Origin of the sequence: Bifidobacterium apicola, from assembly GCF_042846865.1 — a bacterium.
GTDB lineage: Bacteria > Actinomycetota > Actinomycetes > Actinomycetales > Bifidobacteriaceae > Bombiscardovia > Bombiscardovia apicola.
Genome location: NZ_BAAFQQ010000001.1, coordinates 1,352,225 through 1,369,473, shown reverse-complemented (window position 1 = coordinate 1,369,473; position 17,249 = coordinate 1,352,225). Strand labels below are relative to the sequence as shown.

The 17,249-nt window shown below is 60.8% G+C and carries 11 protein-coding genes, 1 other RNA gene and 1 pseudogene; 4 read left to right on the top strand and 9 right to left on the bottom strand.

Features of this window, described 5'->3' with window-relative positions:
* The first annotated feature begins 193 nt into the window (after window positions 1-193).
* Together ACGG9J_RS05545 and ACGG9J_RS05540 are read left to right on the top strand one after the other, a co-directional pair.
* Window positions 194-460: an HPr family phosphocarrier protein gene (locus ACGG9J_RS05545; RefSeq protein ID WP_110452833.1), complete on the top strand. Its 267-nt coding sequence runs from the start codon at window positions 194-196 to the stop codon at window positions 458-460.
* A gap of 52 nt (window positions 461-512) precedes the next feature.
* Window positions 513-1,571, top strand: coding sequence for a LacI family DNA-binding transcriptional regulator (locus tag ACGG9J_RS05540; RefSeq protein ID WP_110452729.1), 1,059 nt, complete (start codon window positions 513-515; stop codon window positions 1,569-1,571).
* Window positions 1,572-1,589: 18 nt separating this feature from the next.
* On the opposite strand, the gene ACGG9J_RS05535 is transcribed toward ACGG9J_RS05540, so the two are convergent.
* From ACGG9J_RS05535 to ffs, 5 genes and pseudogenes are all read right to left on the bottom strand, one after another.
* Window positions 1,590-2,750, bottom strand: coding sequence for a DNA polymerase III subunit delta' (locus ACGG9J_RS05535; protein WP_390134355.1), 1,161 nt, complete (start codon window positions 2,748-2,750; stop codon window positions 1,590-1,592).
* A 350-nt stretch (window positions 2,751-3,100) separates the two neighbouring features.
* Window positions 3,101-3,754, bottom strand: a pseudogene (gene tmk / locus ACGG9J_RS05530) (dTMP kinase); the annotation flags it as partial.
* Window positions 3,751-6,642 carry a type I DNA topoisomerase gene (gene topA / locus ACGG9J_RS05525; protein WP_390134352.1) on the bottom strand — a complete coding sequence of 964 codons (2,892 nt, stop codon included), beginning with the start codon at window positions 6,640-6,642 and terminating at the stop codon, window positions 3,751-3,753. The pseudogene tmk and the gene topA, both read right to left, overlap by 4 nt.
* Window positions 6,643-6,790: 148 nt before the next feature.
* A complete protein-coding gene (locus ACGG9J_RS05520) occupies window positions 6,791-7,810 on the bottom strand; it encodes a phosphatase PAP2 family protein (protein WP_390134349.1) in 1,020 nt (339 codons plus the stop codon).
* Between the two features lie 100 nt (window positions 7,811-7,910).
* Window positions 7,911-8,001: signal recognition particle sRNA small type (gene ffs / locus ACGG9J_RS05515), an RNA gene on the bottom strand.
* A 230-nt stretch (window positions 8,002-8,231) separates the two neighbouring features.
* Here ffs and glf point away from each other — a divergent pair.
* A complete protein-coding gene (gene glf / locus ACGG9J_RS05510) occupies window positions 8,232-9,410 on the top strand; it encodes a UDP-galactopyranose mutase (protein WP_390134347.1) in 1,179 nt (392 codons plus the stop codon).
* Between the two features lie 239 nt (window positions 9,411-9,649).
* On the opposite strand, the gene ACGG9J_RS05505 is transcribed toward glf, so the two are convergent.
* Window positions 9,650-10,792 (bottom strand): inositol-3-phosphate synthase, encoded by a 1,143-nt coding sequence (locus ACGG9J_RS05505; protein ID WP_390134345.1) that lies wholly within the window; start codon window positions 10,790-10,792, stop codon window positions 9,650-9,652.
* 193 nt (window positions 10,793-10,985) lie between these two features.
* Between ACGG9J_RS05505 and ACGG9J_RS05500 the strand changes: the two genes are divergently transcribed.
* Window positions 10,986-13,232 carry a transglycosylase domain-containing protein gene (locus tag ACGG9J_RS05500; protein WP_390134343.1) on the top strand — a complete coding sequence of 749 codons (2,247 nt, stop codon included), beginning with the start codon at window positions 10,986-10,988 and terminating at the stop codon, window positions 13,230-13,232.
* A gap of 83 nt (window positions 13,233-13,315) precedes the next feature.
* Here ACGG9J_RS05500 and leuA read toward each other — a convergent pair whose 3' ends face one another.
* From leuA to ACGG9J_RS05485, 3 genes are all read right to left on the bottom strand, one after another.
* Entirely contained in the window at window positions 13,316-15,226 is a 1,911-nt protein-coding gene (leuA, locus tag ACGG9J_RS05495) for a 2-isopropylmalate synthase (protein ID WP_390134341.1), read from the bottom strand.
* A 261-nt stretch (window positions 15,227-15,487) separates the two neighbouring features.
* Window positions 15,488-16,108, bottom strand: coding sequence for a DUF5701 family protein (locus ACGG9J_RS05490; protein WP_046323454.1), 621 nt, complete (start codon window positions 16,106-16,108; stop codon window positions 15,488-15,490).
* Window positions 16,109-16,150: 42 nt separating this feature from the next.
* Window positions 16,151-17,239: an aspartate-semialdehyde dehydrogenase gene (locus ACGG9J_RS05485; RefSeq protein WP_390134339.1), complete on the bottom strand. Its 1,089-nt coding sequence runs from the start codon at window positions 17,237-17,239 to the stop codon at window positions 16,151-16,153.
* Between the last annotated feature and the right edge of the window lie 10 nt (window positions 17,240-17,249).

Sequence of the window (17,249 nt, the reverse complement as noted above, 5' to 3'; positions counted from 1 at the left end):
CCTGAGGCAAGCTGAACAACGGCAGTGGAAACGTTCTTCATGCAACGATGTTCAGTATACACATATTCATTCGTTTTTCAACGGTAATCGTTTTCTGTAATTCCTCTTTTGCAGTGGTAAGATAACCAGCGTATCCACCACTAGACATGCCGGTTCGACAAGATCGGCCTTATATTCAGGAGAGATGATCACCATGGCAACAGCACAACGTTCCACTGTCATCACCGACCCGGTGGGCATTCATGCCAGGCCCGCTTCGGAATTCTCGCAGGCCGCCGCCTCCAGCGGATGCAAGGTTACCATAGCCAAGGGCGACGGCAATCCTGTAGACGCTGGCAGCATTCTGATGGTCATGAGCCTGGGAATCGCCAAGGGCGACAAGGTCACCGTGACCGTCGAGGGCGACGAGGCCGAGACCGTGGCGGACTCCCTGGTCACCAAGCTGACCCAGGCCGAATAACTTCGTCACCAGAGGCAGCCGACATCAGCGGAAAGGATCTTCGAGGGAGCCAATGGGACAGACGGCGGACAACAAGCCTTCCATTGCCAACGTCGCAGCCCTGGCCGGAGTTTCGACGGCGACTGTGTCCCGTGTCCTTTCCGGTCATAGGCGCAAGAACGATGACATCAGTCGCAGGGTTAGAGCTGCGGCTGAGAAGCTTAATTACTCAGCTAACTTCGCTGCTAGCGCGCTCCGCTCGGATCGCAGCAGAACCATGGGTCTGATCCTATGTGGGGTCCCCACGGGCATGGCAGGGTCCATCCTGGATATGCTCAGCAGGAGACTGACCGAGCAGGGGCGCTACCTGCTGGTCATATCTGCCAGGGACGACCAACAGCGCGAAGCTGCCATCAGGTCCATGGCGGCCCGGCAGGTCGAAGGAATCATCGTCGTCCCTTCGCCGGATGACGACCCGGATGGCATGCCTGCCGATCTGCCATCCGGGCTGCCCATCGTCCAGGTCGGGGGCAGACCGCTCTCCTACCACACCAGCTGGGTCGGCATGGACCAGGCGGCCTCAATGCGGCTCATCATCGCCCACCTGGCCGAGCAGAACGCACACGCAGTGGCCTATCTGAGCCGTGAGTTGGACACCAGCGCGGCCACCGAGCTCTTCACGACTTTCTCCACCTTGACCAACACCCTGGGCATGACGCCTCAGCCGGACTGGGTCCAGTTCGGTCCCTGCAGCATGCGCCGCGGCTACGATGCCGTCATGACCATGCTCACTGAGGGAAACGACCATCCCGACGCCATCATCTGCGGGGACGACTCGCTGGCCCTGGGCGCTCTGATGGCCTGCAGCCAACTGGGCTTCCAGGTTCCCGACCAGGTCAAGGTGGCCGCCTTCGTGGACAGCCCGGCCTGCCTGATCAGCAGCCCGACCTTGACTGCAGTCAAGACCCCCATAGAAAGCATTGTCCAAGAGGTGCTGCGGCTGGTCGACGCCAAGGGACAGTCCATTCTCCCCTCCCATGTGGCTCTGCCACCGGCGCTGGAGTGCAGGGAATCGACCTGGTCGCCAAGGATCGGCAGCAGTGATATGACCTTGCCGGGCACTTTTGCCTGATGAACCCTTGGTTTGGGCTTAGACCAGCAGGGTGCAGAAGAGGGCTTCGAAGACGAGGAGCGGCGAGCCGTTGGCGGCCAGCCTCCTGCGAGCTCGGGCAATCAGCTGAATGCGGTCGATGGCCCCCTGCCTGGAGAGCCTGACGGACAGATCGGCAATTGCTGCTCGATTCTCCAAATTGACCAAGCCAGCCTCCTCCTCGGCGCCGTTCTGCAGGACGCCCACATCCCGGTAGACGCTGGCCAGAGTGCTCAAGTTGCGGTCCAGCACATCCCGGGTCAATCTGGTGACCCGTCGGCGAACCTGATCCTTGCCGCCCAAGGCATGATAGGCACCACGAAGCTGACGGGGAATGCGTTCCTTGTCCTTAAGCCCGTTGATTTGCCGAAACTCCCGCTCGTCCCTAGACACCTCATCGTCCACTGTGGAAGTAGCCTGATCCCGGGCCGCATCGACTACCCGACCAGCCAGGACCACGGCATCCGAGGCGCGCCGCAGGCCCAGCAGGCCCACCACCAGCTCATCACGGTCGGCCAGGACCTGATCCCTTGTGGCGTAGAGACGGGCGATGCCGATGTGCCCCTGGGCTAGACGGGCAGCCTTGGCGGCCAAGGATCGGTCCACCCCCACCTGATCAGTCAGAAAATCGGCCACTGCAGTGTTGGAAGGCACCGCCAGGTTGAGCACCCTGGTCCGTGAACGAATGGTGGGCAGCACGTCCTGGGCGCTGGGTGCGCACAGAAGCCAGATGGTATGCTCGGCGGGCTCCTCGATCTCCTTGAGCAGCACATTGGTGGTCCGCTCCAGCATTCGATCCACGTCTTCGATGATGATGACCCGCCAGCGCGAAGTTGATGGCATCTGCTCCGAGGTCATGATCAGCTCCCTGACCTCGTCGATGCCGATGGTGACCTTGTTGGTGGACAGTATGGTCACATCCGGATGGGTCCCGGCTAGTACCTGCTGGGTAACGCGGGTAGGCTGATCGCTCAATCCCTGGTCAGGACTGATCAGGGCAGCTGCGAAAGCCCGGGCCAGATTGGACCGTCCTGATCCGGGCGGGCCGCAGATCAGCCAGGACTGGGCCACCTCGTCATGGCCCTGGGCCTGAGCGGCCACCGTCCGCTTGAGCAGATCGACCGTGGGCTGCTGACCCACAATGGCATCCCAGACGCTCATCGGGTTTTCCGCAGGAGACGGGACCGGAGCAGCCAACGAGCGCGAGAACCCACAGAAACCGAATCATCATCAGCATCGCCGCCGACTGATCCTGCGTCCATGGGCTGACCGTACTGGTCGCCATCAGGCTGATCCTGCAAGTCGGCATCAGCCTCCGGTGCCTGGGACGTACCAGCGTCCTCAGTCCAGTCCGATTCGGCAACCGAATCATCGTCCTCATATTCTGCAGCCGATTCATCCTCGACGGCATCGTCCTGACCATCAGCGCCAGCGCCATCATTCTCATCATCGACATCAGAGAGTTCATCGTCGACCTGAGGCAGATCCGGCTCGCGCCCTTCGACCAACTTGTCCAAATCATCTTGGATGATTTGCCAGACCTGGTCGATGGACTGAGTAGCGTCTATAACCAGGAACCGGTCGGGCTCCCTCTGAGCCAGCTGCAGAAATGCCTGACGCACATGCTGCTGAAAGTCGTCGCCAGCCGACTCCAGCCTATCGGGCTCATGGTCCAGACGCAGCTTGGACTGGTCCGGATCTGCATCCAGAAGGTATGTGCGCTTGGGCAGAAGGCCCTGACTGGCCCACAAACTCAGCCGGCGGATCACATCCGCCGACAGATCGCGGCCTCCAGCCTGATAGGCCACTGAGGAATCCAGGTAGCGATCGCAAAGCACAATGTCTCCGCGATCCAGAGCCGGACGCACAACCTGGGCCACATGCTCGGCCCGATCGGCCGCATAGAGCAGGGCCTCGGTCCTGGGGGTCAAGTCGTCGGAGGCATCAACCACATCAGTGCCCCCGGTCACGGCAACCGACGGAAAGGCAGCCAGACCGTGCAGAACGAGTTCCCGAATGGTCAATCCGACAGGGGTGCCGCCTGGCTCGCGGGTGACCAGGGATCGCAGACCGCACTCCTGCAGATAGTTGTGGGCTCGTTGAACCTGGGTGGTTTTGCCTGCCCCGTCCATGCCTTCGAAGGAAATGAACAAACCGTCGCTCATGCCTGATTCTCCGTAGTCTTGACAGTCTTGGTGGACTTGGCCTTCTGTGTGGCCTTGCGGGTGCGAGCAGACGACTTGGCGGCTGTAGATTTGCCGGACGTCGATTTCCGCGTTGCTGACTTTCGTGCTGTCGATTTGCGGGTGGTCGACTTGCGGGTGGTCCTGCCACGCCGCTTGGCAGGTCCTGCCGCGCGCTTCTCTGCCAGCAGGCGGAAGGCCACCTCTGGTTCAATGGACTGGGCCGTGTACTGCTTGGGCAGGGTCCTGTTGGTCTGCCCGTCGGTGATGTAGACACCGTAGAACCCGTCCTTGATGGTGACGGGTTTGCCACTGTCAGGATCTGTACCCAGCTCACGAAGAGGAGGCTTGGCCGTACCCCGGGAACGCCGTCCATACTTGGGCTGGTCAAAGAGGGTCTTAGCCCCCGCCTGATCGATGGTGAAGATCTGTCCCTCGTCGGTCAGCGAACGCGTCTCGGTGCCGCCGTCAGCCTTAGTGGCCGTCAGGTAGGGGCCATAACGACCGTTGCTGGCTGTGACTGTGGCCTGGCTAGTTTCTCCTGTTTTTGCATCGGTCAGTTCGATGCTGCCCACCGTCCTAGGCAGGCTGAGCAGCTTCAGAGCATCCTCCAGGGTAACCGTGTCTGGATCCATGGTCTTGAAGAGCGAAGCCATCTTGGGCTTAGGACCAGTCTGCTTGGCTGTCCGTGCAGTCTTGCCAGTCGTCTTTTTCTGCTCAGCCGCTTCCTCTTCGGGGCTGATCAGGGCCACATAGGGCCCGAATCGGCCCTTGCGCACTTCGACCCGACCGCCAGTCTTCGGATCCTTGCCCAATTGTCGAGGACCGCCGGCATTGGCAGCGATCAGCTCATGGCCTGCCGCTACAGTCAGCTCGTCCGGAGCCATGGTTGGCGGCAACGAGGCCCGCTTGGGATTGCCGTCGGCATCCAAGTCGGCTGTATCCTCCATATAGGGACCGTAGCGTCCGACCCTCACCTGCAGGCCATCGCCGATCTCGATGGTATTGATCTTGCGGGCGTCGATGTCACCCAACTGGGCCACCTGCTCCTGCAGACCCTGATGGGCCTGGTCTGCATTCTGAGCAGCGCCAGGGCCCGAACCGAAGTAGAACCGGGTCAGCCAGTCCTTGCCTCGCTCCTTGCCATGGGCGATCATATCCAGGCCATTCTCCATCTGCGCCGTGAATTGATAGTCCACGTACTTGGGAAAATTGGTCTCCAGCAATCTGACTACCGAAAAGGCCAGCCAGGAGGGGATCAGCGCACGACCACGCTCGTAGACGTATCCACGGTCGATGATGGTCGAAATGATGCTGGCATAAGTGGAAGGTCTGCCGATCTCCTTGGCCTCCAGGGTCTTGACCAGGGATGCCTCGGTGTAGCGTGCAGGCGGCTGGGTTTCATGTCCCTCAGGCTCTACGGAGGCGGCGCGAAGCACATCCCCCTTCTGGACTGGAGGCAGGGATGAATCCTCATCGGTCTGCTCGGAGCCAGAACCCACAGCCTTGAGGAACCCAGGGAACTTGATGACAGTGCCTGAAGCCTGGAAGAGGGCTGTACCCTCCTTGCCTGCCTGCGCCGACAGGCGGATAGTGGCTGTGGAACCGGTAGCGTCAGCCATCTGTGAAGCCAGGGTGCGCCGCCAGATCAGGGTGTAGAGCTTGAGCTGGTCAGGAGCCAGACGATCGGCCAGATCCTGGGGCCTGTGGAATGTCGAACCGGCGGGCCGAATGCACTCGTGAGCCTCCTGGGCACCGGCAGTCTTGGTTACATACTGCTTGGATTCAACCGAAAGATATTCGGCCCCGTATTCACGCTCGACCCCCTTACGGGCTGCAGCAATGGCCTCCTGGGAGAGAGTGACCGAATCCGTACGCATGTAGGTGATGAACCCATTCTCATAGAGCCCTTGGGCAGCGCGCATGGTGGCCCGGGAACTCATGCCCAGCCGGTTGCCCGCCGTCTGCTGCAGGGTAGACGTGGTGAAGGGGGGCTGGGGACGCCGCCGATAGGGTTTGGTCTCCATGCCCGTCACCGTAAAGTCCTGATCCTTCAGCGCCTCAGCCAGGCTCCGGGCATGCTGCTCATCCAGCTGCAGGACCTGCTCCTTGGCGGCCGCTTCCGTCAGCTGCCCCTTGGAGGTGAAGTCCTTGGAGACCGCCAGCCGCCGCTCGCCCAGGCTGATCATGTGCGCCGGAAAACCGCCTGACGAAGCCGAGTCCCTGGCACCCTCCTGCACCAGACGCGCCAGCAGATCCCAGTAGGAGGCCTTGACGAAGGCCATGCGCTCACGCTCGCGCTCCACAATCAGCCGGGTCGCCACAGACTGGACCCGCCCCGCACTCAGACCAGGACCCACCTTGCGCCAGAGCACGGGGGAAAGCTCATAGCCATAAAGCCGATCCAGAACTCTGCGGGTCTCCTGGGCATCCACCATGTGGGCATCCACGTCCCTGGTGTGCTTGAGCGAATTCTTGATGGCCTCTGGAGTGATCTCATGAAAGACCATGCGCTTTACCGGCACCTTGGGTTTGAGGGTCTGGACCAAATGCCAGGCGATGGCCTCCCCCTCACGATCCTCATCAGTGGCCAGATAGAGCTCGTCGGCGTTCTTCAACGCCTTCTTGAGTTCGGATACCGTGTGCTTCTTTTTATCGTCCACAATGTAGTAGGGCTTGAAGCCATCGTTCACGTCTACGCCGAACTTGCCGTAGGCCTTCTTCTGGGAGGCCGGGATCTGCGATGGTTGGGCCAGGTCGCGGATATGGCCCACCGAGGCCATGACCGTGTAGCCCTTGCCCAGGTACCCGCCGATCTTCTTTGCCTTGGTTGGCGACTCAACAATGACGAGCTTATTGCCGGATGCCATGGCCTCTCCTTATATTGTGGTCTTTCGCACGCCATCTTACTCACGAGGTTCCGTCACCATGCAAATCAAGGGGTCATGTGTACGGATGTGGATCCCTGGGTCCAATGGTGGATGAATCAGAGACGTTCAGCACGCCCAGCGATCGACTTCAGCCATTTTGCGGTGGAGCCGGGGGCCGGCCGACAAGGCCCATCCTGGTCAGAGGCGAGGCCGTAATCTGCCTCATCGCCAGAACCAGACCCAGCGAAAGCGACAGAACAGAGGCCATCAGTATGACAGCCGAGCAGTGAACCCCATAGGCCGTCCACCGGGCGCCGATCTCCAGACCAGGGCTGACCTGCCAGATGACGTAGCAGGCGTAAAGAATCCCCAGGAACCCCGCTACCATCATCAAGGTAGAGACAATTTGAATCGAAGCCGAGGACATTCTGGTCCCAGGAACATCCATCCCTGTTCCCCGAGTGCCAGCCAGAGCAACAAGGCAGAGACCTGCCGGAATAAGCATGCCCATGACTACGTCTGAGGGGCGGTGCCAGCCGCCCTGCACCAGCGAGCAGCCCACGGACAGGTCAAAGGCGAACCCTACCAAGGCAACTGGGGCCCTCCAAACGCGCGGCACCGCACAGAGCAGGGCCAGGACCACCGCCAGAGCCAGGATGGTATGCCCGGATGGGGCTGAATTGGATGTGGAGGCCTGAGCGTGAATCAGCACGGGGCGAGGCAGGAAGCGTTTGAGGATACGCGCCGCCCCGTAAACCACAAGAGCGTATACGGCAAGCTGGCCGAGCAGCCACCACCGGCGACGCACTAGAACAACCGCCAGGGATGAAAGACCCAGCACCACGCAGATCGCCACAGTCACGTAAGGAATGGTGAACAGTCCTAGGTAAGCCTTGATCAGGGGCGCCTGGTCAAGAAAGCCTCGGAAGTTCGCCAGGGCCATGTCGTCATAGGTCTGCCCTGGCACAGTCCACACGGTCGCCCACCAGACCAATGCCGCCAGACCCAGGCAGGCCAGGCCGGCGACCAGGCACAGAACCACGGCAGAAATCCGGGGTCGAGACATCAAAGGATCCCGGTCAGCATGACTGCCGTCCGCCTTGGTCTGCTCATTCGGGTCCCGGTACCAGGCCTGCTGTGCTTCGCCCTGCTTGTGCTTGTTGGTCATACCTCAAGACTCTATCCAACCCCTGGGTCGGCGGCCGACACCCCCGTCCGACAAACGCGTTGTTTTCACGACTCCAGCCAGTTCAGTCAGGGCAAATATGAAAAAACTCCCACGCACCCGCCAGAGGCCACTTACCCTTGCTGCATTCCTGCCCTGGGGGGATTGGGTGACATAACGCCACGTGAGAGCAAGTCACCATGATAGCAGACAGGTTCCACTTGTCCATTGGGAAGCGCCGACCCCTCCGGTCAGGTGCACATTCAGTCGACATCGCTGCCTGCCGCTTCCCTGACAAGAGCCGCCCGCTAGCATGTAAACAGCAGGATCGCCGTACTCCAAGCGGCTGATCACGGATCAGGCCGGGACCTGGCAATAGACAGCCCCGGCATCGCAGCGACAAGGAATGGGCGGCTGAAGACGAATGGATGACATGAATGCTGATTTGGTGATTGTGGGCGCTGGCCTGTTCGGCCTGACCGTAGCCCAGCAGGCGGTCGAGCACAGCGGGGCCCGGGTGCGGATCATCGACGTGCGCGACCACATCGGCGGCAACGCTTATTCCTACATGGACGAAGAGACCGGGGCCGAAATACACAAGTACGGTGCCCACCTCTTCCACACCTCCAACCGCAAGGTTTGGGAGTACGTCAATCGCTTCACCGAATTCACCGACTACACCCACCGGGTCTACACCACCCACAAGGGCGAGGTCTACCCCCTACCCATCAACCTGGGCACCATCAATCAGTTCTTCCACGCCCACTACACTCCCCAGCAGGCTCGGGAACTGATCCGGGAGCAGGCCGGCGAGTTGGCCGGGACAGACCCGGGCAACCTGAACGATCAGGGAATCAGCCTGATCGGCCGTCCCCTTTATGAGGCCTTCATCAAGAACTACACAGCCAAGCAGTGGCAGACCGACCCCTCCCAGCTGCCCGCCTCCATCATCAAACGGCTCCCAGTGCGGTTCAACTACGACAACCACTACTTCAAGGACACCTGGGAGGGCCTGCCCAAGGACGGCTACACAGCCTGGTTCGAAAGGATGATCGACGACCCACGCATCCAGGTGAGCCTGAAAACCGACTTCTTCGACGACTCCCAGCCTTGGAACCGAGATGCTCTGGTGGGGCAGGTCCCCGTGGTCTACACCGGCCCGGTCGACCGCTATTTCGACTACCGTCTGGGCGAGCTCAAGTGGCGGACCGTGGACTTCAAGGAGCGCCGCTACGATGAGGACGACCACTTCGGCTGCCCGGTCATGAACTTCTCCGATCCTGATGTGCCCTACACCCGTGCCATTGAGTTCAAGAACTTCAACCCTGAACGCTACGACCGGCAGAACCATGAGCGCACCGTGGTCTGGGAGGAATACAGCCGATTCGCCGGCAAGGGCGACGAACCCTACTACCCCATCAACACGGACGGCGACCGTGCCCTCTATACCCAGTACAAGCAGCTGGCCGCCCAGCAGCCGAAGGTGGTATTCGGCGGCCGTCTGGGCACCTATGCCTACTACGACATGCACCAGGTCATCAACTCAGCCCTGGATGCCTGGGACAAGCGGATCGCCCCACTGGTAGGCCACAACCAGGACTGAAACCCTGAGTCGAACCTGCTGACCTTCTAGCGGCAATTCCTGAAGGGAGCCGGGGACTGAAAAGTCCAGCACCAGCCAGAGTCAGCAAATCTGAAGCCGCCGTTCCGATCAGAAGACAAAAAGGCCGGCCACTCACGAGAAGCGGCCGGCCTTTCCTAGAACAGGAATCTGCCATTCATGCCTCCGGGACAACCCATTGAAGCGGCGTCTCAGCAATCAATTAGACAGAATCTGCAGACTCAGGCGTGCCAGACGTCCTTGCCGTTCTCCTTGGCGGCCTTGACATCGGCATCCAGGGCGCTCTCGTCGCCCTCCACCTTGCCGGCGATATAATCCTCGACCAGCCGGCGGGCCTCGTTGTCCTCATGCTGGACAGCGGGGGACTTCATGAAGTAGGAGCTGGGTGCCAGCACCGGGCCAGCCAAATGGCGATCCAGGGCGATCTTGGCAGCGCGCAGGGCGTCAATGACGATGCCGGCCGAGTTGGGCGAATCCCAGACCTCCAGCTTGTACTCCAGATTCAGGGGCACATCACCGAAGGTGGTGCCTTCCAGACGCACGAAGGCGAACTTGCGGTCATCCAGCCAGGCCACGTAGTCGGAAGGACCGATGTGGACGTTGTGGGGATCCATATCGTGAGGAACAATGGAGGTGACTGCACGCGTCTTGGAAACCTTCTTGGACTCCAGACGAGTACGCTGCAGCATGTTCATGAAGTCCATATTGCCGCCCACATTCAGCTGGTAGGTGCGGTCCAGACGCACGCCGCGGTCCTCGAAGAGGCGAGCCATGACCCTGTGGGTAATGGTCGCGCCTACCTGGCTCTTGATGTCGTCACCCACGATGGGCAGGCCGGCATCGCGGAACTTCTGAGCCCACTCGGGATCGGAGGCGATGAAGACAGGCAGGCAGTTGACGAAGGCGCACCCGGCCTCGATGGCGGCGGCGGCATAGGCCTTGTCGGCCTGCTCAGAACCGACAGGCAGGTAAGAGACCAGCACGTCGACCTTCTTGTCGCGCAGGACCTGCGCCACATCCACGGGCTCGGCGTCCGACTCGGTGATCATCTTCTTGTAGTACTCGCCCAGCCCGTCGCCGGTCGGCCCGCGCAGGACCTCCACGCCCTTGTTGGGGACGTCGCAGAACTTGTAGGTGTTGTTTTGGGAGGCGAAGATGGCCTCGCTCAGGTCCTTGCCGACCTTGAGTGAATCCACATCGAAGGCGGTCACGAACTCCACGTCACGAATGCGGTAGCCACCGAAGTTGGCGTGCATGATGCCGGGGATCTTGTCATCATCCTTGGCGTCCTTGTAATACTCGACTCCCTGTACCAGCGAGGAAGCGCAGTTGCCCACGCCCGCTATAGCTACACGGATGCTCATACAAACTCCTCTGATTTACTGAGTTATTCCAACCTAAGCATACCTTCTTCCGATGGAAAGCATGAATGGAATTGAACCGCATCTTCAAACTCGGCGGCAGAACTAGCTCCAAAAGGGGAGTAAACGTACGAAAATGATGGACGTTCAGCCCTAGGTCGAACAGTTTTCAGCCCGGCCGGATAGCGTGGTTGGCATGGCCAATCAGACTCGTTCAGTCAGTTCGACCTCGCCCACACGCAGGGCCCAGTCCGGAGCGCGCGGGAGCAGGAATCGCACCGACAAGCCCGTATCGCGGCATGCTGACCAGCACCCTCGGGGCGGCGGACCTCGTCGCGGACGGCCCCACAAGTCGCATCGTGTGCTGAAGTGGACCCTGGCCCTGCTGGGACTGTTGCTGGTCGCCGGAGCAGCGGCTTTCGCATACCTGTATCTGACCACTGAAATCATCCCGCCGGAAAAGCAAGCCCTTGCTCAAAAGACCACGGTCTACTATGCGGACGGCACTACGCCCATCGGAACCTACGCCAACCAAAACCGGGAAATCATCGACTGTGCGGTCCTGCCCAAGTATGTGGGCAACGCGGTCGTCGCCTCGGAGAACCGCTCCTTCTACAAGGACAACGGCATCGACCTGAAAGGCATTGGCCGGGCGCTGCTCAACAACGTGACCAAAGGCACCCGACAGGGCGGGTCCACCATCACCCAGCAGTATGCCGAGCGCTACTATTTGGGCGAGACCACCTCCTACAAGGGCAAGCTGCGCGAGGCTATCCTCTCCCTGAAGATCTCCAGGACCGAGAGCAAGGACACGGTCCTTTGCAACTACATGAACACCATCTACTTCGGACGCGGCGCTTACGGCATCCAGGCCGCCGCCCAAAACTATTTCGGCAAGGATGCCAAGGATCTGACCATGCCTGAGTCAGCCATGCTGGCCGGCATCATCCCCGCCCCTGCCTCCTGGGATCCGGCGGTCAACCCCAAGCAGGCCGAATCGCGCTTCCGACGGGTGCTGGCCATCATGGAAGAGGACCATTACATCAGTCATCAGGACCGGGCCAGCGCTCAAGTGCCGCAGACCATCAAATACATGCCGCAGAATGTCTACCAAGGGCCCAACGGCTACCTGCTGCGCATGGTCCGCGAGGAGCTGTCCTCAGGCAAAAAGGCTCCTTTCACCGCAGACGACCTGGATACAGGCGGCTACCGGATCATCACCACCATCCAAAAGGACAAGCAGGATCTGATGTTCCAGGTGACAAGCCCGTCCACAGGCAACAAGCATCTGCCGGCCACCCTGCAGACCGGAGGGCTCTCGGTAGACCCCAAGACCGGGGCCGTCATCTCCCTGTATGCCGGGGATGACTACCTGACCCACCAGCTCAACAACGTGGACCAGGCAACCTTCCAAGTGGGTTCGACCATGAAAGCTTACACGCTCCTGGGCGCCATCCAGGATGGGGTAAGCCTGAACACGGTCTTCAACGGCAATTCCCCGCGAACCTTCTCCAGCGTGGGCAAGTCCGTCGCTAATGCCGGGAATGTCAGCTACGGGTACATCAATCTCTATTCGGCCTTCGCCAACTCGGTCAACACGGTCTTCATGGACCTGGGCGAACATGTGACATCGCAAAAGATTGCCCAGATAGCCCACACAGCGGGCATCACCGGAAAGATCGATGATACGACCACCTTCGACACCCTGGGTGTGGACGCCCTCTCGGTCTATGACGTGACCCAAGGCTACGCCACCTTGGCCAACGGGGGACGCCGACCCGAGCTGCACCTAGTAGCTCAGGTGAAGGACGCCAAGAATCAGGAGCTCTATACGGCTGCGATCCAGTCGGATCAAGTCTTCAACGCCGACCAGGTGGCCCTATTGCAGAAGGCGATGACCACCACGGTCCAGCGCGGCACTGCATCCTATGCCCGTTCCTTGGGGCGGCCCATCGCCGGCAAGACCGGCACGGCCAATGACCAGACCGCAATTTCTTTCATCGGTTTCACTCCCTCGGTTCTGACCACCTTCGCCGTCTGGAACCAGGGGGAGGACGGCAGCGCCCTGAAAGTGCCGGATCGCTATCAGAACGAGTTCTATACGGTACAACTCTTCACTCAGTACATGAAGTCGGCCCTGGGCAACAGTCCGGTAGAGCGTTTCCCAGACGCTGAGGACCATGGCAAGATCGGTGGCCCGGAGGGCAACTGGGGCACCGGAATCAGGCAGAGCTATTCGGGCACGCCCAACCGTGAATACTCATATGAGCCTCAGAAGCGTGCCCAGCGCCAGAACAACGAGCAGGGGCAGTCCGGATCCGGCAGTGGCTCAGGCGCCGGCACCGGAGGCGGCACCGAGAACAATGGCAACAGCGGCAACAGTGAAGGTGGAAACGAAAGCAGCACTCAGGGCAACTTCGAGAGCGAGCCATCCCAGCAGTAAACCGGTCCAGACGACCAGGTCTTATCAGGGCGCAGCTCTGCGTCCGGATAAGACCTGAAGGAATGGATTGGATCTTCTGGCCTTCAGCCGCGCTGGAAGCGGTTGAGAGCCGAGATAATGGCCTTGAGGGAGCTGGTGGAGATGGACGAATCAATGCCCACGCCCCAGATCACCCGGGATCTTGCTGGCTCGCCCACCTGGCATTCCACGTATGAAGCCGCCAGAGCATCTGTGCCGGCGGTCATGGCATGCTCGGCGTAATCCAGGACCGAGACGGTCTGGTCCAGAGACTTGAGCGCATCCAGGAAAGCCGCGATCGGACCATTCCCATGCCCCTGAACGTGACGGCGCACTTCTGGATCGCCTGGGGCAAGCCCTCGGTCCAGCAGGGTCGCATCCAGGACGGTGTCGGAGCCATCTTCGCCGGAGGTGACTGCCACATTCAGCAGCTTGAAGCGTCCCCACTGGCGCAGGGTCTCGTCACGCTGATCAGCCATGGACTCGCCGCCGATCACGCTCCCACCGGCCTCCACGGGCAGGTACTCGTCCTTGAAGAGCCGCCAGATGTCGGCATCCTTGACCTCTCGCTTGGTCCTGTCGGCATAGCTTTGGACCAGACGATCGAACTCCACCTGGAGACGCTTGGGCAGATCCAGATGATGGTTGGCCTTGAGCAGGTAGGCCATGCCGCCCTTGCCCGACTGGGAATTGACCCGGATGATGGCCTCGTAGTTGCCGCCCACATCCTTTGGGTCAATAGGCAGATAAGGCACCAGCCAGAGGAAGTCGTCGGGATTGGCGTTGGCGCGTAGAGCCGCCTGCTGCCGGGCATCCAGCCCCTTCTTAATGGCATCCTGGTGGGAACCGGAGAAGGCCGTGAAGACGAAGTTGCCGACATAGGGGTGCCGCTCGGAGACGGCAATCTGGTTGCAGTATTCCACCGTCCGACGGATGCCGGGCATGTCGGAGAAGTCCAGCTGGGGGTCGATCCCCTGGACCAGCAGGTTCAGCCCGACCGTACACAGATCCACGTTGCCGGTGCGCTCGCCATTGCCCAGCAGGCAGCCCTCAACCCGGTCAGCCCCAGCCAGCAGACTGAGCTCGGTGGCGGCCACGGCCATGCCCTCGTCGTTGTGAGGGTGCAGTGAAAGCACCACCGCATCCCGGTCCTTGAGGTTGGTGGATATGTATTCCACCTCATCAGCGAAGACGTTAGGAGTGGTCATCTCCACGGTGTTGGGCAGGTTGATGATCATGGGATGCTCCGGCGTAGGCCGGATCACGTCGATGACTGCGTTGCAAACTTCCAAGGAATACTCAGGCTCCGCCCCTGAGAAGGACTCGGGCGAATACTCATAGGAAAGATCAGTGCCACCGGCGTCGGCCTCCAGTGAGCGGCAGAGTTCGGCTGCATCCGTGGCCAGCTGTTTGATCCCTGCCTTGTCCTTGTGGAAGACAACCTCCCGTTGCAGGACCGAAACCGAGTTGTAGAAATGGACCACGGCCCGCTTGGCTCCCCGCAGAGCCTCGTAGGTACGGCGAATCAGATGTTCGCGGGCCTGAGTCAGGACAACAATGGTCACGTCGTCAGGGATCAGTTCGCGCTCTATCAGGAGGCGGATGAAGTCGTAATCAGTCTCGGAGGCCGAGGGGAAGCCCACCTCGATCTCCTTGAAGCCCATGGAGATCAACAGATTCCAGAATCTCAGCTTGCGCTCGGAATCCATGGGATCAACCAAGGCCTGGTTGCCGTCGCGAAGATCCACCGAGCACCAGCGCGGCGCCCGCTTCAGGGTCTTGCCAGGCCAGGTGCGCTGCGGATAGTCAAAAGGCACCTGCTTGTTGTAAGCAACATACTTGTTGTAAGGCATGGCGCTGGGCTTCTGCGGCGAACCCACGAACCTGGGGGGAGGCAGCAGCAGGTCGTTGTTCCCTCCATTGGACGCCGCGGCCTGGGCCGCAAGATCAAACACGGATGCACGATCCTGATCCATCTCTCCTCCTTCTTTCGTTCGTCGGAAACCGCAATGTCACCCGGCTATGGGTGTTCGGGCAGGCCGAAACCGTAACGGGGTGTCATTATCTTACCGGAGGAGGGCCGGGACATGCGGTTTGGGTCCGCATTCCGACGTACAGGAAAGCGAGCACATAAGGGGGGGGGGGGGGCATAATTTGCAAGATCGTCCACGTTGCAAACACCGCACGATGCAAGCGCCGAAAGAGAGCTCACCACATAAGATTCCAGCGGAAGAGATTCACTGGAAGAGGGAAACGCCGCGACGACCCTCGCAGTAGGCATTGCCCAGCCAGGTGTGGCGTGAGTTGGGCCAGACCGATCCCAGACGGGGGGCGTTCTGGCTCATCCAGATGCTGGGCACGCGTCCATCGGCGCTGTGGGAACCCAGCAGGTTGAAGCCGTTCTTGACCGCCAACCAGTCAGGATGCTGAGTGGCGATGGCCAGCCCCTCCTCCAAGGTCAGGGGAAGACGATCGTCGGAGTCGATCAGCTTGCGGGCCACGTCAGGCTCGCGGTTGGTGTAGCAGGTGCCGGTGTGCGGCTCCAGGACAATGTAAAAGGGCCCCTCCGGCGGCTCAAACCCGTTCTGAGGCAGGAAGCTGGCAATGTCACGCGGAGGCATGGTGGTAAAGCCAGCCATTCGGTTGATGCTGGTCCGGGCGATCAGCGACTCAGGCGAGACCAGCTCCCGGGTGGGGATGAGCAGGATCTGCTCGCCCAGCTCAGTGGACTCCAGCGCGGAAATCAGAGGCTGGGCCAAGGCTCTGAAAGCTGCGGCGCTGATGTCCGCCACATCCGGATAGCCCAGGGCCACGATCCGATCCAGTTGCCGCTTCACTTCTTGGGAAGATCTGGTCATGGTCTCCAGTCTAATCGGTGCCCTGCAGGCGAACCGATCATCTCAGATCCTGTCTGCGAAGTGCTTGCGAGCGATCAGCTCGGCAATCTGCACGGCGTTGAGGGCGGCTCCCTTACGCAGGTTGTCATTGGCCACGAACATGGACAATCCCCTCTTGCCTTCCACAGCCTGGTCTTGGCGGATGCGGCCCACAAAGCTGGGGTCCTTGCCAGCTGCGTCCAAAGGAGTGGGTATTTCCGCCAGACTTACTCCAGGGGCCTTGGACAGCAGGTCACGAGCCTGATCAGGGGTGACGTCGTGTTCGAACTCGGCATTGATGCTCATGCCGTGGGCGGTAAAGACTCCTACCCGCACGCAGGTGCAGGAGGCGGCCAGATCAGGCAGGTGCAGGATCTTGCGGCTTTCATTGCGCAGCTTCTGCTCCTCATCGGTCTCCCCGCTGCCGTCATCGACCAAGTCGCCTATAAAAGGAACGGCGTTGAAGGCGATGGTGCGCACCACCTTGGTGGGCGGAGGAAACTCGATGGCCGATCCGTCGAAGACCAGACGATCAGCACCCTGTTCCACGGCGGTTTTGGCCTCGTCACGCAGCTGGAGGACACCAGCACGCCCAGCCCCCGACACGGCTTGGTAGGAGGAGACAATCAGACGGCGCAGACCGTATGCCTTGGCTAATGGACTCAGCACCGGCATGCAGGCCATGGTGGTGCAGTTGGGATTAGCCACGATCCGCCGGGGGATAAGGTCCAGGTCCTCGGGATTGACCTCAGCCACCACTAGGGGGACTTCGGGATCCATCCGCCAATGGGAGGAGTTGTCGACCACATAGGCTCCGGCCTCGGCGAAGCGTGGGGCCCAGGTTCCTGAGGTCGAACCGCCGGCGGAGAAGATCGCCAGATCAATCCCGCTCAGGTCGGCCTGCTCCACATCCTCGACCGTGATGGTCCTGTCACGCCAGCGCAACTGCTCTCCAGCAGACCGGGACGAAGCCATGAAACGCAGGTCCGCCACGGGGAAGTCCCGTTCATCCAGCATGCGGCGCATGACCATGCCTACCTGGCCTGTGGCGCCCAGAACAGCAACATTGATGCCACGGCGGCCGTCGTTCGCCAAATCAGTCTTGTCAGTCATTGCTCCTTCT

Excerpts from the sequence above, each read along its gene's own strand:
- ACGG9J_RS05545 (WP_110452833.1), top strand. The coding sequence starts at position 194 with ATGGCAACAGCACAACGTTCCACTGTCATCACCGACCCGGTGGGCATT.
- ACGG9J_RS05540 (WP_110452729.1), top strand. The coding sequence starts at position 513 with ATGGGACAGACGGCGGACAACAAGCCTTCCATTGCCAACGTCGCAGCC.
- ACGG9J_RS05535 (WP_390134355.1), bottom strand. The coding sequence starts at position 2,750 with ATGAGCGTCTGGGATGCCATTGTGGGTCAGCAGCCCACGGTCGATCTG.
- topA (WP_390134352.1), bottom strand. The coding sequence starts at position 6,642 with ATGGCATCCGGCAATAAGCTCGTCATTGTTGAGTCGCCAACCAAGGCA.
- ACGG9J_RS05520 (WP_390134349.1), bottom strand. The coding sequence starts at position 7,810 with ATGACCAACAAGCACAAGCAGGGCGAAGCACAGCAGGCCTGGTACCGG.
- glf (WP_390134347.1), top strand. The coding sequence starts at position 8,232 with ATGGATGACATGAATGCTGATTTGGTGATTGTGGGCGCTGGCCTGTTC.
- ACGG9J_RS05505 (WP_390134345.1), bottom strand. The coding sequence starts at position 10,792 with ATGAGCATCCGTGTAGCTATAGCGGGCGTGGGCAACTGCGCTTCCTCG.
- ACGG9J_RS05500 (WP_390134343.1), top strand. The coding sequence starts at position 10,986 with ATGGCCAATCAGACTCGTTCAGTCAGTTCGACCTCGCCCACACGCAGG.
- leuA (WP_390134341.1), bottom strand. The coding sequence starts at position 15,226 with ATGGATCAGGATCGTGCATCCGTGTTTGATCTTGCGGCCCAGGCCGCG.
- ACGG9J_RS05490 (WP_046323454.1), bottom strand. The coding sequence starts at position 16,108 with ATGACCAGATCTTCCCAAGAAGTGAAGCGGCAACTGGATCGGATCGTG.
- ACGG9J_RS05485 (WP_390134339.1), bottom strand. The coding sequence starts at position 17,239 with ATGACTGACAAGACTGATTTGGCGAACGACGGCCGCCGTGGCATCAAT.